This is a genomic window from Variovorax sp. YR566, assembly GCF_051992195.1.
Taxonomy (GTDB): domain Bacteria; phylum Pseudomonadota; class Gammaproteobacteria; order Burkholderiales; family Burkholderiaceae_C; genus Variovorax.
Genome location: NZ_CP197092.1, coordinates 1,830,781 through 1,855,819, shown reverse-complemented (window position 1 = coordinate 1,855,819; position 25,039 = coordinate 1,830,781). Strand labels below are relative to the sequence as shown.

The 25,039-nt window shown below is 66.4% G+C and carries 26 protein-coding genes and 1 pseudogene; 16 read left to right on the top strand and 11 right to left on the bottom strand.

What is annotated here, in order from left to right:
* Positions 1 to 9 precede the first annotated feature (9 nt).
* Positions 10 to 570 carry a methyltransferase family protein gene (locus tag ACTG4X_RS08555; protein ID WP_440533605.1) on the top strand — a complete coding sequence of 187 codons (561 nt, stop codon included), beginning with the start codon at positions 10 to 12 and terminating at the stop codon, positions 568 to 570.
* Between the two features lie 35 nt (positions 571 to 605).
* On the opposite strand, the gene ACTG4X_RS08550 is transcribed toward ACTG4X_RS08555, so the two are convergent.
* Positions 606 to 983 carry a DUF3703 domain-containing protein gene (locus ACTG4X_RS08550; RefSeq protein WP_093048810.1) on the bottom strand — a complete coding sequence of 126 codons (378 nt, stop codon included), beginning with the start codon at positions 981 to 983 and terminating at the stop codon, positions 606 to 608.
* Positions 984 to 1,155: 172 nt separating this feature from the next.
* Between ACTG4X_RS08550 and ACTG4X_RS08545 the strand changes: the two genes are divergently transcribed.
* The 6 genes from ACTG4X_RS08545 to ACTG4X_RS08520 all read left to right on the top strand — a co-directional run bounded on the left by ACTG4X_RS08545 (position 1,156) and on the right by ACTG4X_RS08520 (position 6,663).
* Complete coding sequence (locus ACTG4X_RS08545) at positions 1,156 to 1,605, top strand: hypothetical protein (RefSeq protein ID WP_440533604.1); 450 nt, start codon at positions 1,156 to 1,158, stop codon at positions 1,603 to 1,605.
* A 162-nt stretch (positions 1,606 to 1,767) separates the two neighbouring features.
* Positions 1,768 to 2,364 carry a phosphatase PAP2 family protein gene (locus tag ACTG4X_RS08540; RefSeq protein ID WP_093172401.1) on the top strand — a complete coding sequence of 199 codons (597 nt, stop codon included), beginning with the start codon at positions 1,768 to 1,770 and terminating at the stop codon, positions 2,362 to 2,364.
* On the top strand, positions 2,361 to 3,413 hold the full coding sequence (locus tag ACTG4X_RS08535) for a glycosyltransferase family 2 protein (protein ID WP_176928692.1): 1,053 nt from the start codon (positions 2,361 to 2,363) through the stop codon (positions 3,411 to 3,413). Before ACTG4X_RS08540 ends, ACTG4X_RS08535 begins: the two co-directional genes overlap by 4 nt.
* Positions 3,410 to 4,990, top strand: a complete 1,581-nt coding sequence (locus ACTG4X_RS08530) for an ArnT family glycosyltransferase (RefSeq protein ID WP_440533603.1) — start codon at positions 3,410 to 3,412, stop codon at positions 4,988 to 4,990. The genes ACTG4X_RS08535 and ACTG4X_RS08530 overlap by 4 nt, the downstream gene beginning before the upstream one ends.
* Positions 4,983 to 5,810, top strand: a complete 828-nt coding sequence (locus tag ACTG4X_RS08525; RefSeq protein ID WP_440533602.1) for a ChbG/HpnK family deacetylase — start codon at positions 4,983 to 4,985, stop codon at positions 5,808 to 5,810. Before ACTG4X_RS08530 ends, ACTG4X_RS08525 begins: the two co-directional genes overlap by 8 nt.
* 49 nt (positions 5,811 to 5,859) lie before the next feature.
* Positions 5,860 to 6,663: a CPBP family intramembrane glutamic endopeptidase gene (locus ACTG4X_RS08520; RefSeq protein WP_093172409.1), complete on the top strand. Its 804-nt coding sequence runs from the start codon at positions 5,860 to 5,862 to the stop codon at positions 6,661 to 6,663.
* Positions 6,664 to 6,670: 7 nt separating this feature from the next.
* Here ACTG4X_RS08520 and ACTG4X_RS08515 read toward each other — a convergent pair whose 3' ends face one another.
* On the bottom strand, positions 6,671 to 7,279 hold the full coding sequence (locus tag ACTG4X_RS08515) for a flavin reductase family protein (protein ID WP_440533601.1): 609 nt from the start codon (positions 7,277 to 7,279) through the stop codon (positions 6,671 to 6,673).
* 453 nt (positions 7,280 to 7,732) lie between these two features.
* On the opposite strand from ACTG4X_RS08515, the gene ACTG4X_RS08510 reads away from it, so the two are divergent.
* On the top strand, positions 7,733 to 8,047 hold the full coding sequence (locus ACTG4X_RS08510) for a hypothetical protein (protein WP_440533600.1): 315 nt from the start codon (positions 7,733 to 7,735) through the stop codon (positions 8,045 to 8,047).
* Here the strand turns inward: ACTG4X_RS08510 and ACTG4X_RS08505 are convergent.
* On the bottom strand, positions 8,044 to 8,664 hold the full coding sequence (locus ACTG4X_RS08505; RefSeq protein WP_440533599.1) for a DUF4337 domain-containing protein: 621 nt from the start codon (positions 8,662 to 8,664) through the stop codon (positions 8,044 to 8,046). The genes ACTG4X_RS08510 and ACTG4X_RS08505 overlap by 4 nt on opposite strands.
* A gap of 131 nt (positions 8,665 to 8,795) precedes the next feature.
* Here ACTG4X_RS08505 and ACTG4X_RS08500 point away from each other — a divergent pair, with 131 nt between their 5' ends.
* A complete protein-coding gene (locus ACTG4X_RS08500) occupies positions 8,796 to 10,463 on the top strand; it encodes a SulP family inorganic anion transporter (protein ID WP_440533598.1) in 1,668 nt (555 codons plus the stop codon).
* A 40-nt stretch (positions 10,464 to 10,503) separates the two neighbouring features.
* On the opposite strand, the gene ACTG4X_RS08495 is transcribed toward ACTG4X_RS08500, so the two are convergent.
* Together ACTG4X_RS08495 and ACTG4X_RS08490 are read right to left on the bottom strand one after the other, a co-directional pair.
* Positions 10,504 to 11,076, bottom strand: coding sequence for a hypothetical protein (locus ACTG4X_RS08495; protein ID WP_093048784.1), 573 nt, complete (start codon positions 11,074 to 11,076; stop codon positions 10,504 to 10,506).
* A pseudogene (locus ACTG4X_RS08490) lies at positions 11,073 to 11,737 on the bottom strand (peptidoglycan recognition protein family protein). Before ACTG4X_RS08490 ends, ACTG4X_RS08495 begins: the two are co-directional and overlap by 4 nt.
* A gap of 50 nt (positions 11,738 to 11,787) precedes the next feature.
* Between ACTG4X_RS08490 and ACTG4X_RS08485 the strand changes: the two are divergent.
* The gene (locus ACTG4X_RS08485) at positions 11,788 to 11,940 is read left to right on the top strand and encodes a hypothetical protein (protein ID WP_176928691.1); all 153 of its coding nucleotides are present in this window, start codon (positions 11,788 to 11,790) and stop codon (positions 11,938 to 11,940) included.
* On the opposite strand, the gene ACTG4X_RS08480 is transcribed toward ACTG4X_RS08485, so the two are convergent.
* Positions 11,915 to 12,871, bottom strand: coding sequence for a helix-turn-helix domain-containing protein (locus tag ACTG4X_RS08480; protein ID WP_097199923.1), 957 nt, complete (start codon positions 12,869 to 12,871; stop codon positions 11,915 to 11,917). The genes ACTG4X_RS08485 and ACTG4X_RS08480 overlap by 26 nt on opposite strands.
* 215 nt (positions 12,872 to 13,086) lie before the next feature.
* Here ACTG4X_RS08480 and ACTG4X_RS08475 point away from each other — a divergent pair, with 215 nt between their 5' ends.
* From ACTG4X_RS08475 to ACTG4X_RS08450, 6 genes are read left to right on the top strand one after another with little or no spacing between them, the layout of a single operon-like run.
* Positions 13,087 to 14,289 (top strand): amino acid ABC transporter substrate-binding protein, encoded by a 1,203-nt coding sequence (locus ACTG4X_RS08475; RefSeq protein WP_440533597.1) that lies wholly within the window; start codon positions 13,087 to 13,089, stop codon positions 14,287 to 14,289.
* A gap of 4 nt (positions 14,290 to 14,293) precedes the next feature.
* Entirely contained in the window at positions 14,294 to 15,172 is an 879-nt protein-coding gene (locus tag ACTG4X_RS08470) for a branched-chain amino acid ABC transporter permease (protein WP_435458962.1), read from the top strand.
* Positions 15,169 to 16,107: a branched-chain amino acid ABC transporter permease gene (locus tag ACTG4X_RS08465; protein WP_097199926.1), complete on the top strand. Its 939-nt coding sequence runs from the start codon at positions 15,169 to 15,171 to the stop codon at positions 16,105 to 16,107. Before ACTG4X_RS08470 ends, ACTG4X_RS08465 begins: the two co-directional genes overlap by 4 nt.
* Positions 16,100 to 16,852 (top strand): ABC transporter ATP-binding protein, encoded by a 753-nt coding sequence (locus tag ACTG4X_RS08460; RefSeq protein WP_440533596.1) that lies wholly within the window; start codon positions 16,100 to 16,102, stop codon positions 16,850 to 16,852. The genes ACTG4X_RS08465 and ACTG4X_RS08460 overlap by 8 nt, the downstream gene beginning before the upstream one ends.
* A complete protein-coding gene (locus ACTG4X_RS08455) occupies positions 16,849 to 17,559 on the top strand; it encodes an ABC transporter ATP-binding protein (RefSeq protein WP_440533595.1) in 711 nt (236 codons plus the stop codon). The genes ACTG4X_RS08460 and ACTG4X_RS08455 overlap by 4 nt, the downstream gene beginning before the upstream one ends.
* Positions 17,560 to 17,592: 33 nt before the next feature.
* The gene (locus ACTG4X_RS08450; protein ID WP_440533594.1) at positions 17,593 to 19,044 is read left to right on the top strand and encodes an aldehyde dehydrogenase; all 1,452 of its coding nucleotides are present in this window, start codon (positions 17,593 to 17,595) and stop codon (positions 19,042 to 19,044) included.
* Positions 19,045 to 19,053: 9 nt separating this feature from the next.
* On the opposite strand, the gene ACTG4X_RS08445 is transcribed toward ACTG4X_RS08450, so the two are convergent.
* The 5 genes from ACTG4X_RS08445 to ACTG4X_RS08425 all read right to left on the bottom strand — a co-directional run bounded on the left by ACTG4X_RS08445 (position 19,054) and on the right by ACTG4X_RS08425 (position 25,037).
* Positions 19,054 to 19,683: a hypothetical protein gene (locus tag ACTG4X_RS08445; RefSeq protein ID WP_440533593.1), complete on the bottom strand. Its 630-nt coding sequence runs from the start codon at positions 19,681 to 19,683 to the stop codon at positions 19,054 to 19,056.
* On the bottom strand, positions 19,683 to 21,263 hold the full coding sequence (locus tag ACTG4X_RS08440) for a substrate-binding domain-containing protein (RefSeq protein ID WP_440533592.1): 1,581 nt from the start codon (positions 21,261 to 21,263) through the stop codon (positions 19,683 to 19,685). The genes ACTG4X_RS08445 and ACTG4X_RS08440 overlap by 1 nt, the downstream gene beginning before the upstream one ends.
* On the bottom strand, positions 21,260 to 22,513 hold the full coding sequence (locus ACTG4X_RS08435; RefSeq protein ID WP_307613743.1) for a toxic anion resistance protein: 1,254 nt from the start codon (positions 22,511 to 22,513) through the stop codon (positions 21,260 to 21,262). Before ACTG4X_RS08435 ends, ACTG4X_RS08440 begins: the two co-directional genes overlap by 4 nt.
* A 32-nt stretch (positions 22,514 to 22,545) precedes the next feature.
* A complete protein-coding gene (locus ACTG4X_RS08430; protein WP_093048770.1) occupies positions 22,546 to 23,670 on the bottom strand; it encodes a hypothetical protein in 1,125 nt (374 codons plus the stop codon).
* 65 nt (positions 23,671 to 23,735) lie between these two features.
* The gene (locus ACTG4X_RS08425) at positions 23,736 to 25,037 is read right to left on the bottom strand and encodes an aminotransferase class V-fold PLP-dependent enzyme (protein ID WP_440533591.1); all 1,302 of its coding nucleotides are present in this window, start codon (positions 25,035 to 25,037) and stop codon (positions 23,736 to 23,738) included.
* Positions 25,038 to 25,039: the final 2 nt, after the last annotated feature.

Genomic DNA, 25,039 nt, shown 5'->3' with positions numbered 1-25,039 from the left:
TCGCCCGCCATGCTCTTCTGGATTCAGCTCTTCCTTTTCGTCGCCGGCACGGCCGCTTTGCTGTACGTGTCGCGCGGCCCGCTGAGCCAGCCCGGCTCGCACGGTTTCTACCGCTTCTTCGCATGGGAATGCATGCTGGTGCTGATCGTCGTGAACCTGCCCATGTGGCACGACGATCCGTTCTCGCCCAAGCAGATCGTCTCGTCGCTCTTCTTCGTGCTGTCGATCTGGCTGCCGATCCACGCGGTGCGACTGCTCAAGGCGCAGGGCAAGCCGACCGAGGCGCGCAGCGACGACCCCGCGCTGTACAGCTTTGAAAAAACCTCAACCATCGTCAGCACCGGCGCCTTCCGCTACATCCGCCACCCGATGTACACGGCGCTGATGCTGCTGGCGTGGGGTGCTTTTCTCAAGCAGTTCACATGGCTCACGCTGGCGCTGGTTGTTGCGGCCACGGTGCTGCTGTTTCTGACGGCGCTGCGCGACGAGCAGGAGTGCATCGCGCACTTCGGCGATGACTATCGCGCTTATATGCGGGGCACGCGGCGGTTTATTCCGTTTTTGCTTTAGCGGGCGGCCGAAGCTCGTCTCCGCGTGAGCGTCGTTCAGCAACGGCGTGGTGATGCCGAAGGATCGATCCGCTCGAGAGAGTGAGGGTCGAGTTCGCCAGGCCAGTCAGCAGGCGATAGCGCACTCACGCGGCCACTGCCGGGGTTGAAGGCGGGCAGGCGGCCAAGCATGTGACCCAATGGAACCAAGGCCAAGCGCAACAGTTGTGCGCCCGTTTCCTTCAGGTCGTTGTGCCGCACCGCGACACCGAGCATCGCCATATGAACGCGCAGATGCAGAAGGAAGCGCGACTGCCCGATGACGTGTGCAAGTTCGAGCGCACGCCACCCTTGTGCGGTGTCGCCGTTTGCCAGTGCGGCGCGCGCGAATGACATTTCACGGTCAAAAGCCTGATGCTGAAGAGCTGGATTCATGCAGGCGATTGAAAGCCCCAAAGCCACTCCAGGGTCAAGAAGCAGCCTTGCGGCACGAGGGGTCGATGAAGCAGCCCACGAAGGCCTTTTCACACGCACGTCATCCTCAACCTTGCGGGATGCTGACCCGCCCGATCAGGTTCTGTTCACACGAGCCTCCTAGCATTCGTGCATGCTGCTCGCACGCATCCGTCGTTTTGCTGAGGCGCACTACAAGGCGTGGTGCGTTGCCGGCATCCTGCTGATCTTTCTGCAGCCCTTCATCGCGGTGCATTTCCGCTGCGACGGGCTGGAAGACGAGCCGATGCTGCGTTTGCGCAGCCTCAGCGAAACCACGCAGTTCGAAGCCGACGACCGTGCGGATCATCCGTCCGACCGCGAGACCACCGTGTTCACCCAGGCGCCGGCGAGCATCGACCACCCCGATGCCTTCAAGCTCGGGCTGAACACGCTGATGGCGATGGTGCTGGCACTGCTGCCGCTGGCCGTGGCTGTCGCACGGCTGGTGATGCCCATCGTGCGCGAAGCGCCCGAACACGTGCCGCCGCACGGCGGTGCCCCGCCTCTCTCGCAGCCCTGGCGGCTTCTGCCGCCCACTGCTGCACCACCTTCCGGGATCTGAGACACGACGCCTCGCGCGTCTGGTGGTCCGCTGCTTCGCGCTGCGGGCTCCTGCGTCCCTCTCGAAAGGTTTGACCATGTCCGGATTTTTCTGGTGCGCGCGCCGCACCGGGTGCTGTCGCACGCCCATTGTTTTCTCCAGCTTGCCGAAGAAGGTGGCGCCATGAATGCGCTGAACCTCACACTCTTTCAATGGCTCACGGCCGGCAGCCAGCCGACGCCGTGGGTGCTGTCGGTTGCATCGGCCTTCGCGCTCTGGGGCAGTTGGCTGTGCGCGGGCGTGCTCGTTGTGGCGCTGTGGCGACATCGCGCCGACCGGGCCTACCTTTGCATCGTGGCAGCGCTCGCGGGCTTCGCATCGATGGCCTCGCACGCGATTGCGCTGTCGCTCAACGCGCCGCGGCCCTTCATGCTGGGGCTGGCGCCGTCGTACATCGAGCATGCGGGTCGCGGCTCGCTGCCCAGCACGCACGCGACGGTGATGTTCATGGTGGCGCTGGCCTTCCTGCTGCGCCCCAGCCTGCGCAGGCTGAGCGTGCCGCTGCTGCTGCTGGCCGCCATCACCGGATGGGCGCGCGTCTACGTGGGTGTTCATTTCCCGCTCGACATCGCAGCCGGCCTGCTGCTCGCGGTCGCGATCGCAGGGCTGCTCGCCGCCGCGCAATGGATCGCGCACCGGTTCATTTCTTTTCCGGCGTCGCACGCTGGCCGCGCGCGCGACGACAAGACAGCGGCCGCTTCTTTCTGGAGGCATCCATGATCTCCCCGAGCAACGCCAGCAGGCATTCGCGCGCACCGGCCAGGCTGCAGCAGGCCGAGGCGCCCGCACCACGCGCAGCCACGCCTTTCACTCCGCCGACCGGAGCGCGCAGCATCTCCTGTGTGATCCCCTGCTTCAACGAGGCGGCCAACCTGCGGCACCTGCTGCCACTGCTCGAGGACATCCTCTGGGCCACGCACATGCGCTGGGAGATCATCGTGGTGGACGACGGCAGCACCGACGACACCGCCGCGGTGGCCGAGGCGTGGTGCGAGCTCTCGGGCTTTCGCTGCATCTCGCTGTCGCGCAACTTCGGCAAGGAGGCCGCACTCACTGCAGGCCTTGCCGCTGCCACGGGCGATGCGGTGGTGCTGCTCGACGGCGACCTGCAGCATTCGCCGCAACTCATCCACACGATGGTCGCGCAGTGGGTGGCCGGCGCAGAGGTGGTGTATGCGGTGCGCGAAGAGCGCAGCGACGAGAGCCGCTTCAAGCAGATCGGCAGCCGGCTCTTCTACAGCCTCGTCAATTCGTCGGACCGCTTCGCCGTGCCCAAGGATGCGGGCGACTTCCGCCTGATGGACCGCAAGGTGGTCGATGCGCTCATGAGCCTTCCGGAGCGCAGCCGCTTCATGAAGGGGCTGTACGCCTGGGTGGGGTTTCGCGCAGTGGCGCTGCCTTACACGCCCGCACCGCGTGCGGAAGGCCGCAGCACTTTCAACGTACGCCGGCTGGTGCGCCTGGCCATCGACGGGCTCACTGCCTTCACCACCTGGCCGCTGCGCATGGTCAGCGTGGTGGGCCTGCTGCTGGCGTTGCCGGCCTTCGGCTATGGCGCCTTCGTGGCAATCGACCACCTGTTGTTCGGCAATGCCGTCTCGGGCTGGACCACCATCGTCGTGAGCCTGATGTTCTTCATCGGCATCCAGATGATCTCTACCGGCATCGTGGGCGAATACATCGCGCGCATCTACGAGGAGGTCAAGGGCCGCCCGCTGTATGTGGTGCGCGAAGAGCGCGGCACGGGGATCGAGACCGGCAAGCCATGAAGCAATTCGACTCTGCATGGCGGACCGTGCCCCGGCCGCTGTGGCTCATTGCCGCGCTCTTCGCGTGGCTGCTGGCCACCGCCTGGCTCCGTCCGCTGATGGCGCCTGACGAGGGCCGCTACGGCGGCGTCGCGCTCGCGATGCTGCACTCCGGCGACTGGCTGGTGCCTCGGCTCGACGGCCTGCCCTTCTTCCACAAGCCGCCGCTGTTCTACTGGATCGGCGCCGCCGCGATGGCGGTGACGGGGCCGGTGGAATGGGCGGCGCGGCTGCCGTCCGTCCTGGGTGGTGGCGCAGCGGCGGCTTCGCTGTTCTTCTTTCTGCGCCGATGGACGACAGTGCCGCAGGCGCTGCTGTCGGCGGTGGTGCTGGTGACCACGCCCTTCTTCTTCCTGGGCGCGCAGTTCGCGAACCTCGACATGCTGGTGGCTGGCTGCATCTCTGCCACGGTGCTGCTGGCGGCCGGCGCCGCAATGGCGAAGGAGCGCGGGGAACCATGGCGGGCGCTGCTGGCTGGCGCCTACCTGTTCGCCGCGGCCGGCTTGCTGGCCAAGGGCCTGATCGGCCTCGTGCTGCCCGCGATGGTGATCGCGATCTGGTGCGCGGCAACGCGCAGGCTCGCAACACTGCGGCTCGCGTTGTGGCTGCCCGGCTGGGCAATCGTGCTGGTAGTGGCCGGCCCGTGGTTCGTCGCGATGCAGATGAAGTACCCGGAGTTCTTCGACTACTTCGTCATCACGCAGCACTTCCGGCGCTTTGCTTCATCGGGCTTCAACAACGAGCATGGCTTCTGGTTCTACCTGCCGGTGCTCGCAGGCTTCACGCTGCCTTGGTTCGCGTGGGTGTTCGTGCCCAGGGGCAAGGACGGCACCGCGCACGCCCGGCTCAGCGATGTCGACTGGTTGATGTGGATCTGGCTCGCAGTCATCGTGGTGTTCTTCTCGCTGCCGCGCTCCAAGCTCGTCGGCTACGTGCTGCCTGCCCTGCCGCCGCTGGCGTACCTGATCGCGCAGCGCGTGCTCGCCGGCCGCGTGCTGGAGACGCTGCTACCCAAGGTGCGCGTAATGGCGCTGGGGGCCGCCGCCGTGTGCATCGCCTGCGTGGTTGCCATTTCGATCCTTTCATCGCCGCCGGGCACACGGCTGCGGCTGCCGGTCGGGCAGGCGGTGGCGCCCGGCGACCAGGTGCTGATGCTCGACAGCTATTACTACGACATTCCCTTCTACTGGAACCTGCGCGGGCCGGTATTGGTGTCGGACGACTGGAAGGCGGCAGCGCTGGACACCCGCGACAACTGGCGCAAGGAGATCTCCGACGCCGGCCGCTTCGAGCCGGAGCGCGCGGCCCGCACGCTGATCGACCGCACGCAACTCGCGGCCACGCTGTGTCTGCCGCGCACCACATGGCTCGTCGCTTCGAATACGGCGCAGCTCACGCACCCTTGGCTCTTCCGCGCGCAACTGGTGGCGGTGAACGACGGCGTCGCCGCATGGCGTTTCGCAGGCAGCGCCACGAGCGACCCGCACTGCCTTGATGCCGCACCCGCCCCAACCTCCGGGACGAACGGCGATGAGTGAGGCCTTGCGCTACCTCTGCATCTGCGCGGACGACTTCGGCATGAGCGCGGGCATCAACTCCGCCGTGTTCGACCTGGCCGAGCAGGGAAAGATCTCCGCGGCCAGCTGCATGGTGCGACGCGATGCCTGGCTGACCGGAACGAGGATGCTCCGGCGCATCGATCCGGCGCGGTTCGATGCCGGCCTGCATCTGGACCTCACGCGGCCCGCGCGTGCCGGTGGCACCGAGCCCGGGCTCTTGGGGCTGCTCGCACGGACGTACACGCGCACGGTGTTCGCACCGGGGCTGCAGGCCGACATCCGCGACCAGCTGACGCGCTTCGAGGATGCCATGGGCCGCGCGCCCGCCTTCGTCGACGGGCACCGGCACGTGCACCAGTTCCCGGTCGTGCGCGATCTGCTGGTGGAGGAAATCGCGCGGCGCTATGCCGCGTCGCCGCCCTGGATCCGCAGCACGGCGCCGGGCTTGCGCCAGGGCCCCGAGCGGCTGAAGGCCCGGGTCATCCACGCACTGGGTGGCCCGCAGTTGGCCGCACTGGCCGCGCGGCGCGGCATTCCCGTGAGCACCCACCTGCTGGGCGTCTACGATTTTTCGGGCGACATGCAGCAACACGAGCAGCGCCTGTCCGAATGGATCTCGGCATGCAATACCGGCGACGTGCTCATGTGCCACCCCTCCGCCGGGATCGAGCCGGGCGACCCGCACGGCGCTGCCCGGTTGCGCGAGTACGCATTGCTGCGCGAACTGGTGCTGGCGGCGCAGGACGGCAGCAGCGGGATAGCGCTCGCGCCGCTCTCGCAACACCTGCAGCGAGGCTGACAAGCCGGTCGCGTAACATCCGCGCCACCCTCCCTCCGCGCCCCGCCCAATGCCCTCCCCGAAAAGCGCCGCCTTTCCCTCGGTGGCGCAAGCCGCCCTCCTGTTCGTGGCGCTGTTCCTCTGCGAGTTCGTCATTGGCGCAGCGCTGCGCGACGCCAACGGATGGCTGGAGCTCAACACCATGCAGATCGGTGTGCTCGCAGCCGTGCTGGGCAACGGCTGCGTGTTCGCGGTGGTGATGCACGCCCAGAAGCTCACGTACCGCGAGCTGTTCCACCAGTCGCCGGCTTCCGCCGGGGCAGTGCTCATGCTCGTGGTGCCGCCGGTGCTGCTGCTGGTGCCCGCGCTGCTGCTGACGATTACTTCCGCGCTCAACCTGCTGATGCGCGTTGTTCCGCTGTCGGCCTGGGAAGAATCGATGTTCAGCCGCATGGCCGACGGCAGCATCGCCGCCGTGCTCGCGGTGTGCGTGCTGGCGCCGCTGCTGGAGGAAATGCTGTTCCGCGGCATCGTGCTGCGCGGCTTCCTGCAGCGCTATCCGCGGGGGCAGGCAATCTTCATGTCGGCGCTGTTCTTCGGCGCGGCGCACATGAACATCTACCAGTTCGTGGTCGGCTTCGTGATGGGCACCGTGCTCGCGTGGCTGTACGAGCGCACGCGCTCGCTCATTCCGTGCATTGCGCTGCACGCCGCCTACAACATCACCACCTTGCTGCTGGCCGACTGGCTGGACGCTGCATCGCCCTCGCGCCTGCTCTGGGCCGTGCTGCTGGCACTGGCGGCAGCCGTGTGCGGCGTACTGGCCTTGCGGGCGATGCTGGTGCCCCGCGCGGCGCGGGGCACTTCGGCCTGAACTTCTTCTAGCGAGACAGCGGCGGCAGTGGCTGCGCGTCGACCGCATCGCCATCGACGATGAAGTGCCCGCCCGCCACGTGGTGCAAGGTGCGCAGTTCGTCGTGCCCGGTGAAGTTCCAGCGACCGTTGGCAAACACGCGCTCATCGGCCTGCGCGGCGATCACCTCGCCAAGGAACAGGTCGTAGCGCTGCTGGATCGAGGGCTCGGGCAGCAGCCGGCATTCGAGCCAGGCCGCGCAGCCTTCGAGCAACGGCGCATCGGTGGCCGTGCCTGTGAAAGTCTCCAGCCCATAGGCGGCGAACTTGTCCTGCCCCGACTTCTCGACGATCTCGCGGCCAGAGCTGTTGCCCAGCGCCTCGGTCAGGTCGAGCTGAGCACGCACCGGCACCTGCAGCGCGAAGGTGCCAGCGCCTTCGAGCAGCACACGCGTCCAGGTGCTCTTGTCGAGCACCACCGCCACCTTGGGCGGATCGAAGTCGAGCGGCATGGCCCAGGCCGCTGCCATGATGTTGCGCTGGCCGCCATGCGCGGCGCTCACTAGCACGGTGGGGCCGTGGTTCAGCAGGCGGTAGGCTTTGTTCAGTGCAACGGGCTGGCGGTGGGAGGCGGTCATGGACGAGGTTGCTCGGGTTAGGGGCATACGCGGGAGGAGACGGTGGCCGTGTGGATGCGGCCACGGCGAAATCGTACCTGTCATGGGCTTGGCTTGTATCGCACTGCAGCATTCCACCGAAGCAGGTCCAACTCCGGGGCTGTGAGGCGCAGGACCATCCCGCCCCTCCTCGAATCACAGGTATCTGCGTGGCTATACTGCGCGCCGTCACGTCAAAAACAGGCGTGATCGGGATTGGCGTCCCGTGCAATCACTGCGACGCAAGCCGCAGTTTCTCCGCAGAGTCTGCGGCTTTGTCGTTCGTGCCTCCAGTTTTGGCGGCTCGACGGGAGGGCTCGCGCCCTGCCGGTTTCACGCAAGTGATTGCCCGGTACGCCAACCCGTCGAGCTGCCGCCCTCAATTGGCGTTGAGTGCGTCGGTTTCAGCAAACCGCAATCACTTGGAGGCCATTCATGGCTGCATCCGCTCGTGCGTCCGCGCACCTTCACTCACTTCCCGAATCTTCTGAAGCCGCCAGCGTTGAATCGCTTGCGCTGCAAGCATGCGATGACATCGACAGTCTTCACGAGGTGCAGCGTGCGTACGTGGGTCTCGAAAAGCTCATCGTTCCACAGGGGGTGAACGATACCGAAGAGGTTTATCCGACCCGCACCGAACTCGGCGCGCTAGTGCGGGTGGTTAATGAAGAATTGCAGCGGCGGATCGAAACAGCCGACACCACGATGCAGTCGTTGCGTGTCGCCTTGAGCGAAGGCGGTACGCGCTAGATGTGAAACGCCGCCAACCCACCCACCACAAGCCCCGCAGCCGCCACGCCGAACATCGCCCGCTCAAGCCATTTCTTCTTCGTCAGCAGCGCAATGGCAGCCAGGGCAATCGACACCTGCAGCACAGTAGTCGCCTGAGCCCACCGATGGTGTTGGTGCATCTGCTCATCAGACTGCGCATCCCACCGGCTCGCCTCCGCCTCCAGCTTCTTCGCCTCGGTCTGGATCTCAGTCTTCTCCTGCTCGTAGCGCGCCACCTTGACCTGCCAGCCCTGCTTGCGAGCATCGTCGGTCGCGGTGTCACGCGCAAACTCAGCCAGCGCCTGCTTGGTGCTCTTCGACTGGAAGTAATTCCACTGGTTCGAAGCCTCGGTCTTCTTGATGGCGGCGTTGTTCTTGTAGAGGCCGGCGTTGGCCTGCGTGGCCCCGCCCATATACGAGAAGATCGCGCCGACGGTGGCGATCACGGCGGTGCACACCGCGATCTTGCTCGTCATGCTCATGCCGCCGGAATGCGCTGCTGCTGTGTCGTCATGGCCGCTGCCATGGCCGCCTGATGCAGCGTGTTCCAGTTCGTGGTCGTGCGGGCCGTGCACGTGAAAGCCGTGTCCTGACATGGGATCCTTGCTGAAATATGGTTTTTAGGGCGCGCGCGAGTATGCACGGTCGCGCGCCGGTATCCCCCTGCGCCGTCAGGTTCCGGTCCGCTACCCATTGCCAGCATGAAGCGACAACAACAAACTTGCCCATGACCGCAGAAACTCCCCCGATGCCCATGCCCACGACCGCCCCACGCCGCCCCGGCCTTGCCGACGTCGTCGCGGGCGTCTCCATTGCGGGCCTGCTGCTGCCCGAAGCGGTGGCTTATTCGGGCATTGCAGGGCTGCCACCCCAGGCCGGCGTGATCGCGCTGTTCGCGGGGCTGCTGGTGTACGGCCTCTTCGGCAGCAGCCGCTTCGCGATCGTCTCGGCCACTTCGTCTTCCGCCGCGGTGCTGTTCGCGGCCACGATGTCGGTGACGGGTGTCGATGCGGTCACGCGGCTGGCGTTGGGCGCGGGCATCGTGCTGCTGGCCGGGGTGTTCTTCGTGATTGCGGGCATCGCCCGACTCGGCGCTGTGTCTAGCCTGATCGCCAAGCCGGTGCTGCGCGGCTTCGCACTGGGGCTGGCGCTCACCATCGTGGTCAAGCAGTTGCCAAAGGTGCTCGCGGTGCAGCCGGCGCACAGCGATTTCTTCCGGCTCGCCGCCGGGCTGGTGGCCGAATGGCGGCACTGGAATCTTGCGGGCGCGGCCATGGCGCTTGTCGCGCTGGTGCTGCTGCGCGGACTGGCGCGGTGGCGCGCGGTGCCGGCTGCCCTGCTGGTGATCGTGGCCGGCATCGTGCTCGACGTGAGCGGCCTGTGCCATGCCTGGGGCGTGGCGGCGGTGGGGCCGATCTCGCTCGACTTCTCGCACCCGGGCGTGCCGCAGCTCGACCGGGAGCAGTGGCAGAGCCTCGGCGGGCTGGCCTTCGCGATGGCGCTGATCCTCTATGCCGAGTCTTACGGGTCTATCCGCACCTTTGCGATGCGTCACGGCGACAACGTGTCGGCCAACCGCGACCTGCTGGCGCTCGGCGGCGCGAACCTGCTGTCGGCGCTGTTCCAGGGCATGCCGGTGGGCGCGGGCTATTCGGCCACGTCGGCCAACGAATCGGCCGGTGCGAAGACTCGCACGGCCGGCATCGTGGCGGGGCTGGTGGTGCTGGTGGCGGTGCTCACGCTGCTGCCGTGGATCGCGCACACGCCCGAGCCGCTGCTGGCGGCCATCGTGATCCACGCAGTAAGCCACACACTGAGCCCGGCGGCGCTGCGGCCGTACTTTCAGTGGCGGCGCGACCGGCTGGTGGCGCTGGTGGCGATTGCCGCGGTGCTGCTGCTGGGCGTGCTCAACGGGCTGCTGGCTGCCATCGGCGTGAGCCTGCTGTTGCTGCTGCGCGGCTTCTCGCGCACCACGGTGAGCTGGCTCGGCCGGCTGGGCCAGAGCCACGACTTTGTAGACACGGCCCGCCACCCCGAGGCCGTGGTGCCGCCTGGCGTGCTGATCGCGCGGCCCGATGTGCCGCTTTTCTTCGGCAATGCGGATGCGGTGTTCGCATCGATCCGTGCGCGTATCGACGCGACGCCGGGCCTGCAGCGCATGGTGCTGAGCCTGGAAGAGTCGGCGGACCTCGACGCGACCAGCATCGAGGCGCTGTGCGACTTCGCTGCATACGTGCGGGTGCGCGGCCTGCGCCTGTCGCTGGCGCGCGTGAAGGACGACGTGCGCGATCTGCTCGCGAAGGTGAATTCGCCCGACCTGCATGCCGAGGTGTACGCGCCCTGGAGCGTCGACGATGCGGTGCAACCAGAAAACAGGACACCACGGTCTTCTTGATCACCTGCCGTCGGAGGCAGCGTGTTCAACCGTGTGGATTTCAGCTCTTGGGGGGTGGCTTGGGCTCGCGGCTTTCCCGCAGAGTTTTAAGCCGTGGTTTCGCCTGACCTGGTGGAATCCGACCTTCTGCCTCCAGTCGCTTGAGGCGCCGTTCATCTGCCCGATTGAGAGCATCTTTGAGCAGTGCCATCTTGCGATCGTTGCAGGGTTCGCAGTCGTAGTAGCTTCCGGGATCAGTCGTGGGCCCAAGCGCCTCGTCCAACTCCGCGGTACTGATTCTCCCCGTGGGCTCAATGCCGATAGCGAGGATTTTTCCGTTCTTGAATGTAACGAGCGCACTGCCCTCGCATCCGGTTTCTTGCGCCTGCGGCACGAGATACGACCTCTTTGAGACCCTCCGCATATGACGTAGCGCATAGAACACATCTTCGACGGTCAAAACAACATCCTGACAATCTAGAAAATCTTTGTTCTCCCACGCTGTTTTCCCCGACGGGTTGTCGATCTTGATCGACTTTACGAAGGCTGCCGGATAGCGCTTGTCTGCCGCGTGAACTGACAGGGCCATAGCTACGGTAGCCAGCGTTACCGCAAGAACGATGACTTTTCTCATGGCGTCGGGGCCACCAGATTCCAATTCGCACCTTGTGCCTCGGTCGTATTTTTTCTGCTGGCTTCTGGATGTCGAAATATCTCGCTCGGTGCGATCTGCATGGAGTCTTCGAGCGCCTTGACAAGCCACGAGAGTGCTTGGTTCTGGGCGGTGGTCGGCGTGTCGTATACACCGTACCGTCCTCTCAACTCATCCGTGGAGAGTTTGTTGTTTCGTGGTACCTGGAACCCTGCTGGTAGTCTGGCCCTGCCCACCATCTCGATACCAATGCCCTCCATGTTGCCTGGATACCGGTCGCTAGGTGCCCTGCGCATCTCGATGCGATGCATCGGATCCACCGCGTTCACGCCCGCAGGGTAGTCTCGCGGAGAGCACTCCCGGTGATCAGGCACCTCGCCTTCAGTGGCCCGACATGGTTCGTGCGCTGGTAGATCGCGGCGGTCTGGTAAATAGTTCCATCGGTGTCGACAAGAAAGTGCGCGCCATTGGCCTTTGGGCGTTTGTAGCTGTTCAGCGAGGATGCTGAAGTGTCCGCATCGGTCTGGTGCACAACGATGCCTGTGATCGTGCTCGTACGTCTACCGCGTTCGATCGCAGGGCTGCGCGCATTGCGGACTTTCGCGTGAATGATCATTCCATCCGTGTCAATTTGAATTGCCATACGGCCTCCCGGAAATTAATTTCTCGTTGTTGATGTGGGTACCCCGGAACATGCAAGTCATCGACCTGCAGGCTTGCTTCGATGCACCCGCCCAGGATGATATCGACCCGAACATTGATTTGTTGCGGCCCGAGTTGCCGCTTTTCTGCGTCACCGCAGACGCAGTATTTGCGTCAATCAGCGCAACGCCGCCTGCCGCCTGAATTCGCTCGGGCTGCCGCCCGTGTGCTCGCGGAACACTCGGCTGAAGTGCGAGAGGTTGCCGAAGCCCGAAGCCAGCGCGATGTCGGTGATCGACCTTGCTGCGTTCGCCGGGTCGAGCAGTTCGCGGATGCTCGCAGCCAGCCTCTGGTGCTGGATGTAGCCGTTCAGCGTTTCATCATCGTCGGCGAAGGCGCTGTGCAGCAGGCGCTTGCTGCAGCGCAGGGCCAGCGCCATGCTGTCTATCGACAAGGCCGGGTCATGCAGGTTCTGCGCAACGTGGCGGCGGATGCGGTCTTTCAGGGCCTCGCGCTGCGTCTGCGGCGTTTCCTGCCCGGCCAGCTCCATCAACGAAAGGCGCACCAGCTGTATCAGCAGTTCGCCCGCACCGCGCGCCGCTGCCTCGCTCATGAAGGGCAGTTCGAGGTACGTGCTGCGCATGGTCTCCAGCGCCACACGCGAGATGCCGCTGCCACCGCCGATGCGGCGCGCCACCAGGTCGTTGAGCGGCAGCGCGGGCGATGCGATCTGGTCTTTCGGCAACATCACGATCAGGTGGTCGCTGCGCTCGGGGTTGGCCACGGTGTAGTCGGCGGTGGTGTCGTAGAGCGTCCATCCACCCGAGCGCACGGCGGCGGCGCGGCCGCGCTGCGTGACCTCGGCTGAGCCCTGCCAGGGCGCGACGATCTTCAGGTACGGAACTTCGCTCAGGCGCGCCATCTGCGTCGTTCTGAGCACGCGGTGCCGATTCGCTTCGAGCCGTGTGAGGATCACGTCGCCCGCATGCGAGGCCGCGAGGTGACCGTCGAATTCGCTGTCGTTGTAGAGGTCGGAGCCCAGGCCGCCGAAGTGGCGCCACACCCATTCGCACCACAACGGCCCGCGCTCCTTGGGCGGGATCTCGTCTGTGGACAGGAGCAGGGACGCGGTCATCTCGTGCAGTGAAGGGCGAAAACGAAAGAGTGCAAGGCAACGCCGGATTGCTGCGCATTGTGAAGCGCATGCAAGGCCCCCGGCTTTGCGGGTTAACCACTAGGCGCGTGCACGCTGCGTCAAGTGCTTTGTGCACGGCGGGCACAGCGGCCGAAGGCGCCCGTTTCTACGATTCCGGGCAGCGGGCGCATGTCGACGCCCGGCAGGAGACTTCCATGCACCACCACCCCAATCGCCGCCGCTGGATACAGGGCACCGCCACCGCCCTGGGCGCCGCCGCCGTCGCGCCGCAGCTGTTCGCACAAAACAGTTCGGGCGGCCCCGTGAAGATCGGCTACGCCATCGCGCGCACCGGCCCATGGGCGGCCGGCGCGCAGGTGAGCCAGGAGCCCAACTACCTGCTGTGGGCCGAGCAGGTCAACGCGGCGGGCGGGCTCTCGGTGAAGGGTGCGAAGCGCCCCATCGAGCTGATCGGCTACGACGATCGCAGCGAGACCGAGACCTGCGTGCGCACTTTCGAAAAGCTCATGGGCAGCGACAAGGTCGACCTGGTGCTGCCGCCCTGGGGTTCGGGCGCCAACTTCGCGGTTGCGCCGCTGGCCAACCGCTTCGGCTATCCGCTGCTGGCGCCCACTGCCCTGTCGCGCAAGTTGATCGACATGCGCCTGCCCTTCTTCTTCTCGCTGCTGCAGCAGCCCGACAAGATGATGGGCGCATTGGTCGACATGTTGGTGGCCAATAGCGTGAAGACCATCTCCATCGTCTACATGGACGACCTGTTCGGGCTGGAGAACTTCGCGGCGCTGAACAACGCTCTGAAGAAGACGAGCATCCAGGTGCTCGAACGCAAGAGCTACCCGCTGGGCGTGAAAGACCTGGCGCCGGTGCTGCGCGCCATGAAAGACCTGAACCCCGATGCCTTCATCGGCATCACCTACCCGCCGGACACCATCCTTGCGAGCCGGCAGGCGCGCGAAGTGGGCTTCAACCCGAAGTACTTCTATGCCTCGGTGGGCACGGCCTTCCAGCTCTACAAGAACGTGATGGCGGCCAACACCGAAGGTGTGATCGGCATGGGCTCGTGGAACAGCAAGACCAGCCCCGAGGCCAAGGCGTACTTCGACGCACACACGAAAAAGTTCGGCAAGGAGCCCGACCGCTGGGCCAGCGGCCACGCGTGGGCGGGCCTGCAGATTCTTCAGCAGGCCGTGGAGAAAGTGGGCCTCGACCGCAAGGCGCTGCGCGAGCAGATCGCAAAGAACGAGTTCAAGACCATCCTCGGGCCGATCCGCTTCGAGGGCAGCGAGAACGCGTCCATTCCGGGCACCGTGTCGCAATGGCAGGGCGGCGAGTTCGAAGTCGTGTGGCCCAAAGACCGCGCCACCGCGCAGCTGATGCCGAAGCCGGCCTGGAAGTAAGCACGTGTCTTTCTCTGGATGGGCCGAACTCCTCGCCGGCGGGTTGATCACGGGCGGCATCTACGCGCTGGTCGCCATCGGCCTGAACCTGCAGTACGGGCTGATGCGCATCATGAACATCTCGCACGGCGAGTTCCTGATGCTGGGCGCCTTCGCGACATGGTGGGCGCACAGCACCTGGGGCATCTCGCCGCTGCTGTTCATGCCGGTGGCCTTCGTGCTGCTGATGGCGCTGGGCATGGCGGTGCACTGGCTGTGCTTCCGGCAGGTGGCGGCGCGCGCACCGAACGTCGACGTATTCGAGGCACGCAGCCTGATGGTGGGCTTCGGCCTGATGTTCCTGGTGCAGAACACTGCACTGCTGGTGTGGGGCGGCGACCTGCGCGGCTACGACTACCTGGCCGACCCGGTGCAGCTGGGCGAGATGCGCTTCACCGCCAACAAGCTGGTGCTGTTCGGCGTGGCGCTGGCACTGAGCCTTGTGCTGATCGCGCTGCTCAAGCTCACGCTGCTGGGCAAGGCGGTGCGCGCGCTGATGCAGTCACCCACCGGCGCGCAACTCGTGGGCATCAACACGAAGCGGCTGCATCCGCTGATGTTCGGCATCGGCCTGGGCCTGTCGGGTGTGGCCGGCGCGCTGCTGTCGATGACCTATGAAATCTCTCCCTCGATGGGCGAGCCCTACACGGTGACGGCGCTGATCGTCATCACCCTCGGCGGCTTCGGCAGCATCGCAGGCAGCCTTGTCGGCGGACTGTTGCTGGGCGTGGTGGAAGCGCTGGGCATGTACTTCACGAGCCCCTCGCTCAAGATGCTGCTGTCGTATGCCGTGTTCATCGGCGTGCTGATCTGGCGGCCCAACGGACTGTTCTCCAGAAAATGATTCCTTCCCTTTCCCGAAACAAGCCGTGGTGGGTACTGTGCATCGGCCTCGTGCTGGCGGCCGGCGTGCCGTGGGTCGCGTCGGAGTTCATGGCCTCGGTGGCGCTCGGCTGCCTGATGTACATCGCGCTGGCCACCAGCTGGTCGCTGTTCTGCGGCGCCACGCGCTACCTTTCGCTCGCCACCTCGGCCTTCTTCGGGCTCGGCGCGTATGCGAGTGCGACGCTGCTCGACTTGCTCCCGTGGCCGCTGGTCATCCTCAGCGGCGCGGCCATCGCGAGCGCGGTCGCGGTGCTGATGGGCGCGGCGGTGCTGCATCTGCGCGGCACCTACTTCGCGGTGCTGACCTTCGGCATGACGGAGCTGATCCGCCATGCCGTGACCTTCGTCGAGAAGCAGGTGTCGGGCACGGTTGGGCGCGTGCTGACCGTGGTGCCGTCGAACGAGACGGTGTACCTCACGGTACTGGCGATTGCGGGTGCGGCGATTGCCACTGCCCTGCTGGTCAAGCGCAGCCGCTTCGGGCTCGCGCTGTCTGGCATCGGTGCGGACGAGCAGCGGGCGCAGACACTGGGCGTGGACACACGGCGCGTGAAGATCATGGGCTTCGCGCTCACCGCCGCTTTCGCCGGCGCAGTCGGCGCGGCCATGGCGGTGCGCTGGACCTACATCGACCCGCCCGCAGTGTTCAGCCCCTTCATCGGCTTCCAGACGGTGCTGATCGCGATGATCGGCGGCGCGGCCAGCATCGGCGGTCCGGTGGCCGCGGCCATCGTGTTCAGCCTGCTGTCGGAAACGCTGCGCCTGCAGCTGCCCTACGGCTACATGATGGTGCTCGGGCTGCTGCTGATCCTGTGCGTGATGTACCTGCCCAACGGCCTCGCGTCGCTGTGGCAGCGCAAGGCGATGGTGTTGCGGAGGCACGGCCATGAGTAGCCGGCAGCTCCTGCTCGAAGCCCGCGAACTCACGGTGCGCTTCGGGGGCCTCACAGCCGTGGATGCGGTCAGCGCCACGCTGCATGCGGGCGAGATCGTCGGAATCATCGGACCGAACGGCGCGGGCAAGACGACCTTCTTCAACGCGATCTCGGGCGTGGTCATGCCGACATCTGGCACGCTGCTGGTCGAGAACGGAATCGACCTGACGCGGCGTGGCCCGCATCTCTACGCCGCCCACGGCATCGCGCGCACCTTCCAGACGCCGCGCGTGATGGCCGACATGACGCTCGAAGACAACGTGCGCTTCGGCATGCAGTTCGCGGGGCGGCATCGCGCGCCCATCGCGGGACTGGGCAGCACGGGAGAGATTCTCGACATGCTGGGCCTGGGCGGCCTGGCTCAGAACATCGCCGCCGACGTGACACCGTCGCAGCAGCGGCTGCTCGAAATCGGCATGGCGCTGGGCACCCGGCCGCGCGTGCTGCTGCTTGACGAGGTGGCTGCGGGCCTCACCGAAGCCGAGGTCGACGCGATGGCACGGCGCATCCACCGGCTGCGCGACGAGCACGGGCTCACGGTCGTGTGGATCGAGCATGCGGTCACCACGCTGCTGAAGTACGTCGAGCGCGTGCTGGTGCTGCACCAGGGCCGCAAGATCGCCGACGGCACACCGGCCGAGGTGGTGCGAAATGCGGAGGTGGTCGAGGCCTATCTGGGCGACGAGATGGAGGCGACAGCATGAGCACCAGCCAGATGAGCGTGCGCGGGCTGTTTGCCGGCTACCACGGCTTTCAGGTCATTCAAGATATGAGCCTCGACGTGAAGCCCGGCATCACCGTCGTGCTCGGCCCCAACGGTGCGGGCAAGACCACGCTGCTGAAGGCGCTGGCCGGCCTGCTGCCGCGCTCGGGTGAGGTTTTGCTCGACGGCGCGGCGCTGCCATCGAACGAGGCCACCGCTTGCGTACGGCGTGGCCTCGCGCTGGTCGCCGAGGGTCGGCAGCTCTTCGCGCAGATGACCGTCACAGAGAACCTCGAACTCGGCGGCTGGCTGCTGCCCGCGCGGCTGCGCACCGAACGCCTCGCGCGCGCCTTCGATGACTTCCCTCGCCTGAAGGAACGCGCCACGCAGCTCGCCGGCACCATGAGCGGCGGCGAGCAGCAGATGGTCGCGGTGGCGCGCGCCATGATGAGCGGACCGCGCCTGCTGATGCTCGACGAGCCCTCGCTGGGCCTCGCACCGCGCATGGTCGACGAGCTGCTGGCCATCGTGCGACGCATCGCCTCGCAGGGCGTAACCGTGCTGATGGTCGAGCAGAACGTGCGCAAGGCGCTGCAAGCCGCCGACCGCGGCTATGTGCTCGAACGCGGCCGCGTCGTGGCCTCGGGTGAGGCGCAGGCGCTGCTGCATTCCGACGCGGTGCGCCAGGCCTACCTGGGCGTCGCCTGAACAACCCCTCCCCTCTTTTTGCAAAGGACACCCATGACCGACATCTCCATGCTCATCGATGGCGAACGCCGCGCTGCCACAGGCGGCGCAATCTTCGAGCGCCGCAACCCGTTGGACGGCGGCATCGCCACGCGCGCACCGGCCGGCACGCCAGCCGACGCAGTCGCTGCCGTCGAGGCTGCGCACCGCGCCTTCGCCGCATGGTCGACAGCCGGACCCAACGAACGCCGTGCATTGCTGCTGAAGGCCGCGCATGCACTCGAAGCGCGCGCCGGCGCCTTCGTGCAGGCGATGGCGCGCGAGACCGGCGCTTCGGCGCTGTGGGCCGGCTTCAACGTGCACCTCGCGGCCGGCATCCTCACCGAAGCAGCCTCGCTCACCACGCAGATCGCGGGCGAGGTGATTCCGTCCGACGTGCCCGGCAGCCTGGCACTGGGCGTGCGGCAGGCGGCCGGCGTGGTGATCGGCATCGCACCGTGGAATGCACCGGTGATCCTCGCCACCCGCGCCATCGCAACGCCGCTGGCCTGCGGCAACACGGTGGTGCTGAAGGGCTCGGAGCTGTGCCCCGAGACGCACGCGCTGATCATCGAAGCGCTGAACGAGGCCGGGCTGCCTAAGGGCGTCGTCAACTTCGTCACCAACGCGCCTGCCGATGCCGGCGCGGCGGTCGAGGCGATGGTGGCGCACCCGGCCGTGCGGCGCGTCAACTTCACGGGCTCGACGCGCGTGGGACGGCTCATCGCGCAGACCTGCGCCAAGTATCTGAAGCCCGCAGTTCTCGAACTCGGCGGCAAGGCGCCCTTCGTGGTGCTGGACGACGCAGACATCGACGCGGCCGTGAACGCTGCCATCTTCGGCTCGTTCGCCAATTCGGGGCAGATCTGCATGTCGACCGAGCGCATCGTGGTCGACAACGCGGTGGCCGATGAATTCGTCGCGAAGTTCGCGGCCCGCGCGCAGGCACTGCCGCTCGGCGATCCGCGCGAAGGCCCGGTGGTGCTCGGCTCGGTGGTCGATATGAGCACGGTGAAACGCTGCAATGCGCTCATCGACGACGCACTGTCCAAGGGCGCGAAGCTGGTGTGCGGCGGCAAGGCCCAGAACACGCTGATGCCCGCCACCGTGCTCGACCATGTGACGCCCGCAATGGAGATCTACCACGAGGAATCCTTCGCGCCGGTGAAGGCGGTGGTGCGCGCGAGCGGCGTGGAAGAAGCCGTGGCCATTGCCAACGACAACGAGTTCGGCCTTTCATCGGCCGTGTTCGGCCGCGACGTGGCGCGTGCGTGGAACGTGGCGCAGCGCATCGAGTCCGGCATCTGCCACGTCAACGGCCCCACGGTGCACGACGAGGCGCAGATGCCCTTCGGCGGTGTCAAGGCATCGGGCTACGGGCGCTTCGGCGGCCGGGCCGGCGTGGAGGCCTTCACGGAACTGCGCTGGATCACGGTGCAGACGACGCCGCGGCACTACCCGTTCTGAAAGAGCGCTTCAACCCGCCAGGAAGTCCGGCTGGCGAAACTTCTTTTCAAGAAACTGCCCGTTGGCCACCAGCGCGGCCGCATCGCTCGAAGCCACGTTGGCGACGATCTCGCGCAGCTTTGCATCGAGCAGGCCCAGTTGCTCGCCGAGCAACTGGCGCGCGGTCTTGCCGTCCTTCACCGCATGCGTGATGCGAAAGGCCGGCGGCAGCGCGACGTAGTTGGCGAGCGTTTCGGGCAGGTAGCGCAGCACGGTCTCGCGCACGGTGAACAGGTCGTCGCCATGCGAGCCCGTACCGACGAGGCGCGGCAGCACTTCGCCCACCGAGCCGCGCACGTTGTCCAGGCTCTTGCGCATATCTTCGGTGAGATGCGGCTGCGCCTGCGCGACCACGCGGTCGAGGCGCTCCAGCGTCTGCTCGACGCTGAGGCTGTCTTCGATGCGGCGTTCGAGTTCGGGTGCCCTGCGGCCCAGCAGCCAGCCGGCCACGTACAGGCCGGCGGTGATCGGCAGCCACCCGGTGTCGATGACGCCGGCAAACAGCAGTGCCGGCCCCAGCAGCGCCAGCGCGCAGCCAAGGATGTTGCCGTTGCCGTAGAGAAACAGCAGCGCGCGCAGTTTGAGCGAGCGCTCCGGCATCACTGGTAGCCCCGGATTTCCTTGAACACCTGCCCCAGCTGCAGCTTGCGGCCGTCGAACTCGCGCCCGCCAGAGAGCTGCGCGATCTCCTGCATCTCGCTCACGTTGGCCTCGCCGAAGAGGATGGGGAAGATGCGCGCGGGCAGGCCGCCCGCGGCATAGCGCTCGCGGAACTCGCGCGGCTTCAGGCCCGCGTTGTTCTCGCCGTCGGTCAGCAGCACGATGCTCACGAAGCGGTCGGGTTCGCGCTGCTGTTCCTTGCGCGCCACTTCTTCAGCGACGGCGAGTGCCGAATAGATGGCCGTGCCGCCGTTGGCCGTCATCGCGTCGGCCTGCTCGCGCAGCGTGGCGCGGGCCGCATCGATCCGGTCGGCATCGAAGCGCACCCACACCGGCTCCTGCACCTCGGTTGAGAAGGTGATGAGCACCACGCGCTCGCGGCTCTGGAAGGCGCTGTAGCGAGCGCTTGCGGTGGTGGCCTCGTCGGCGCCCGAAAGCAACTTGAGCGCCTCGCGCATCGACGCCAGCCGTTTGCCCGCCATCGAGCCGCTGAGGTCGAGCACGAAGATCGATGTGGCGGGTTTGCGCCATTTCGACTGGTAGGTGCCGAGCACCGCGTCGATCACCTCCAGCCGGTTGGGAAAGCCCAGCTCGGCCACGGCGGCGGTGGGCAGGGCACTGGCGGCGGCAACCTCGGGGTTGGCGGGGCGCAGGAAGGCAGTCGAGAGTGCATCGCGCTGGAACGGCGCGGCCTTCAGCGTGGCGACGAGCTGGGTGTAGGCCTCGCGCTTGTCGGCGTTGAGCAGCATCAGCGGGTAGTCGGCCGAGATCATGCCGTCGCGCGGGTAGATCAGCGTGAGCTGGTCGGCGGCGGGCAGCTTCTCGTTGGCGCGCAGGATCACGGCTTCGTAGTTGACCATCGCGTCGATGGCCGACGGGTCCTTGATGTAGGCATCGGCCAGCCAGCCCGAGCTGCCGGCGGTGAGCTTCTGGCCGGAGAGAAAGGCCTTCAGCGTTTTCTCGTCCACGTCTTGCGCGGTCAGGTCTTCGGTCTTGCCCGCGAGCGCGGAGGCCACGGCGAACAGCGCGCTCATGCCGGTGTTGGAGCTGGTGGCGTTGGTCATGCCGTAGCGCAGTTGGCCGGCGCCTGCGGCCTTCGCGATTTCGGCCCAGCCCGGCGGTTTCTTGTTCCACCCGAGCTGCGCGGCCTTGGCGCTCTTCACGCCGAGCGCGATGCGCGAATAGAAGAGCTTGTCGCGCGCCAGCGGCTTGGCCTGCAGCGCGAGCGCGGGATACGCACCGTTGGGCGGCAGGATCGCGTCGAAGCGCTCGCCAGCGTTGATGCGCTCGACGATGTCGAGCGTGCCGGCGTATGAGAGCTTCACGTCCACGCCGGCTGCCTTTGCGGCGGCGACGATAGGGGCTTCGAGGTCCTTGAGTTCGGAGCCCGCGAGGATGGTGAAGGTCGCGGTGGCTTGCGCGGCCGGCGCGGCGTTCATCGCCTGTGGCGGCTCTTCCTTGCCACAGGCCGCAAGGCCCATCACCAGAGCCAGAGCTAGCAGCCGGGACAACAGGCTCACAGCGCGACCTCGCCGCGCGGCGATTGCAGCGCCTCGGTCGTTTCCTGGCGGCGCACGCGGTCGAGATAGGTGCGGCTCTTCGCGACTTCATTCGTCAGCGTGTCCACCGTGGTCTGCATGGAGTCGAGCGCCTTGCTCTTGAAGTCGGCGATCGTGTCCATGGTCTGGTAGATGTTGGCGAAGGCCTGCTGGAGCTTGGCGATCTCGATGGTGCTGGAGGCTGCCTGCTGGTGGATGGCGCTGCTCTGGTCGCGCAGCATCTCGCTGGTGCTGGCAATGAGGTTGCCGGTGGTGGCGTTGAGCGCGCTGATCTGGTCGAGCACCAGCTTCTGGTTGGACAGCGCCTGCGCCACGATCACCGCGGTGCGCAACGCGGCCACGGTGGTGGTGGTGGCGCGGTCCACTCCCTTCATCAGCTCCAGGTTGTTCTTGCGGATCATGTCCAGCGCGAGATAGCCCTGGATGTTCACCGCGAGCTGCGTGAGCAGGTCGGTGACCTTCTGGCGCGAATAGAACAGCATTTCCTCGCGGATCACGCGGGCCTTCTCGGGGTCGGTGGTTTCCAGCGCGCGGGCCTTGGCGTCGAGCTGGCCGTCAAGGGCCTTGCCGATGTGCACGTATTTCTCGAGCCGCTCCATCAGCGTCCAGAGGTTGACCTTTTCCTGTTCGATGGCGGTGTTGTCGCGCAGCAGCTCGTCCTTGCCGCGCTTGAGCGATTCGATGATGGCGTTCAGGTGCGTCTGCGACGACTGGTAGCGCTCGAAGTAAGCGAGCAGCTTGTTGCCCAGCGGAATGATGCCGAGCAGCTTGCGCGCCGAGAACAGGTCGCCCTGCTTCGAGGGGTCGAGGTCTTCCACCTGGTGGCGCAAGTCGATCAGCGACTGGCCGATCTGCGCGCCCTTGTCGAACAGCCCGTTGCGCAGCGAACCCACGGGCCGGTCGAGCATGCGGTTGGAGACCGATGCAGAGGCCTCGATGTCCTTGTTGCCCATCGAGTGGATGCGCTCCACGGCCTCTTTGAACTGCGGATGCTGGCTGTCGTGTGCGGTGATGTCATCGATGAAGCGCGCCACCTGCGCGTCGAGCTCGGCCACGTCCTCGGGCTTCAGGCGCACCTTGCCGCTGGCCGACTCGACCGGCACCAGGGCAACGGGCGCGGGCGGTTCGAGCGTGAAGGCCTGCGGCGGCTGCAGGTCGATGGGCGCGGGGGCCGTTGCGGTGGTGGTGGTTGCGGTGACAGGCGCGTTCATGGATGCGTTCCTTGGTTCAGTCGTTCGGTCGTTCACTTGAAGCGGGCTTCGATGCCCGTGGTCATTCGCTCGAGCCACTCGAAGCTCGGCGGGTCGATCACGTCGACCAGCACGTCGGGCACCTTCACGCCGCGCGCGGCCCAGGTTTCGGGGCCCTTGGCGTCGCCGCCGGTGCGGTAGCCGTATTCGTGCGCGAGCTCGCGCAGGGCCGGGTCGTTTTCCAGCGCCGCGCCGAGCCGCGCGCCGCCGGGCGTGTAGGGCACCAGCACGTGCTTCGAATAGACGGTGGGCTTGGGGTAGAGCAGCACCATGTCGCTCTTGAGCCGGTCGGGGTTCTTCAGCCAGAACTCGATCATTTGCGACTCGTAGGCCACCAGCAGCGGCGCCTTGCCCATGCCGAGCGCGAGATAGTCTTCGAACGGCCCGGCCGACGATTGCTCCTGGAAGCCCTGGCGCAGGAAGAGCGGTGCAACCACGGGCATGACGCGATCCACGTCTTCCTGGCTCTGCACGATCTGCTGGCTGTTGGCGAGGTAGCTCGCGAGCGCGAGGTACATGGCCGCCGAGTTGGAGGTGCGTACGTCGGTCGAGTTGATGAGCAGCGACTTGCTGGTGGAAAACGCGCTGCTGGCCTTGAGCTCCTTCCAGCGCGTGCCCTTCTCGATCATGGCCATCAGGCCCGGCAGGTCGACCACGTAGTAGAAGTCGCCCTGCTTCTGCGCGATGCCGTTGGCCACGAGGATCTCGGCAATCGGCCGCCAGCTGGCCAGCACGATGGGCGTGTAGAACGGGTTGAAGACGTTAGGCGCCTTGGCCAGCGTCTTGAGCTGCGCCGCAGCGGGCGCGCCCGAGGGAAAGCCGAAGTCGAACTTGGTGGCGTCGTAGCGGCTGGCAATGGCACGCGAACCTGCCTTCTCGACGGTGACAGTGATGCCCTGCGCGGCCAGCGCCTTCTGCACGCGCGGGTCGGCAAAGAAGGTTTCTTTTTCGGAGCCGATCAGGCCGCGCAGCGTGACCTGTTTCTGCTGCTCGATGCGCGCGGCGGCGGCGGTGGCCGATTCATCGTGCAGGCGGGTGTTCGAGTACCAGACGCCGGACCCGACCGCGGCCAGCAGGACGACGGCCAGCGCTGGTGCGATCAGCTTGCGGATTTCCAAATCTCATGCTCCTCTCCCCCTGTGAACGGGGGTAGAGAAACATACTAACTACCGAATATGACGGTTTATGACAATCCGATGTCAGCCGCGATGTCCTGGGTGATCCGCAGGAATTTCTCGATGTCGGCGACGGAATTGCAATGCAGCGGCGACACCCGAACGGTGCCCGCGAGCCCGAAGGATTCGAGCATGCGCTTCGAGTAGATGCTGGTTGCCACACGCTCGTAGACGGTCACGCCGCGCTTGCCGTACTCGACCACCGCCTGCGTGCAGTCGATACGGTCGAAGCCGATGCCCAGGATCAGGTCGCGCTTCGTCAGGTCTTCGTGATCGAGAAAGACGTTGACGCCCTTCATCTCCCGCATGCCGGTGGCGTTCGCGTTGCCGTCGAGCAGCAGCGCCAGCAGCGCGCGCTCGTGCAGTTCGATGTGCGTGATGCCCGCAACGAACAATGCGCGCCGGTCGGTGGCGTCGCTGAAGTGGCCGCCCAGCCAGCACACGTAGTCGACGATCTCCGTGAGCACCGCGAACTGCCATGGCGCCGCGCTGCCCAGGTCCCAGTAGTCGGGCTTCTTGCCCGCCAGCTTGTGGTGCGGCAGCACGGCCGCGCGCTCGGACACCCACGAGAGCCCCGAGCCCCGGCAGCCGAAGAACTTGTAGGGCGCGAGGTTGATGCCGTCCACCGGCGTCTTCTGCAGGTCGATGAGGCCGTGCGGCGCGTGCTGCACGGCGTCGACCAGGATGTACAGGTCGGGCTTGATCTCGCGCGCGCGGCGCACGATTTCGGCCATGTCGAGCTTGGCGCCGGAGATGTTCGACGCGTAGATCACGTTGAGCAGGCAGGTATCTTTGTCGACCAGCCGCACGATCTCTTCCACGTCGACGCCACCGGTGACGGGGTTGCTCTGCGCCACGCGCAGCTCGCAGCCGAGGCGCTGGGCATAGAGGCTCATCGCGTCGAAGGCCGACGGGTGTTCGAGCACGGTGGTGACCATGTTCGTGCCCGGCACGTTCTCCGCGATGGCGCGCACCATGTCGAACATGGCGCCCGAGGCGCTGAACGAGGCGTACACGCTGCCGCCCGTGGCGTTGAGGATGGTGCGCAGGTCGGCGCTGCCCTTGGCCTGGATGTTCTGCAGCTCGACGGCCGTGGCGTGGATGCGCTCGGCGTTGTCGGGAATGGCATCGACCTGCGCGAAGCGCTCGACCGCGGCCTTGAGGCGGAACGAGCCGCCGGCGTTGTCGAAGTACAGGCGCTCGCGGCCGTGGTGGTCATGGTCGACCTGCAGGAAGCGTGCTTTCACCTCGCGCATCAGCGCATCGGAAAAGGCCTGGCCGCGGTCGAGATCAGGAAGCTGGAGAGTCATCG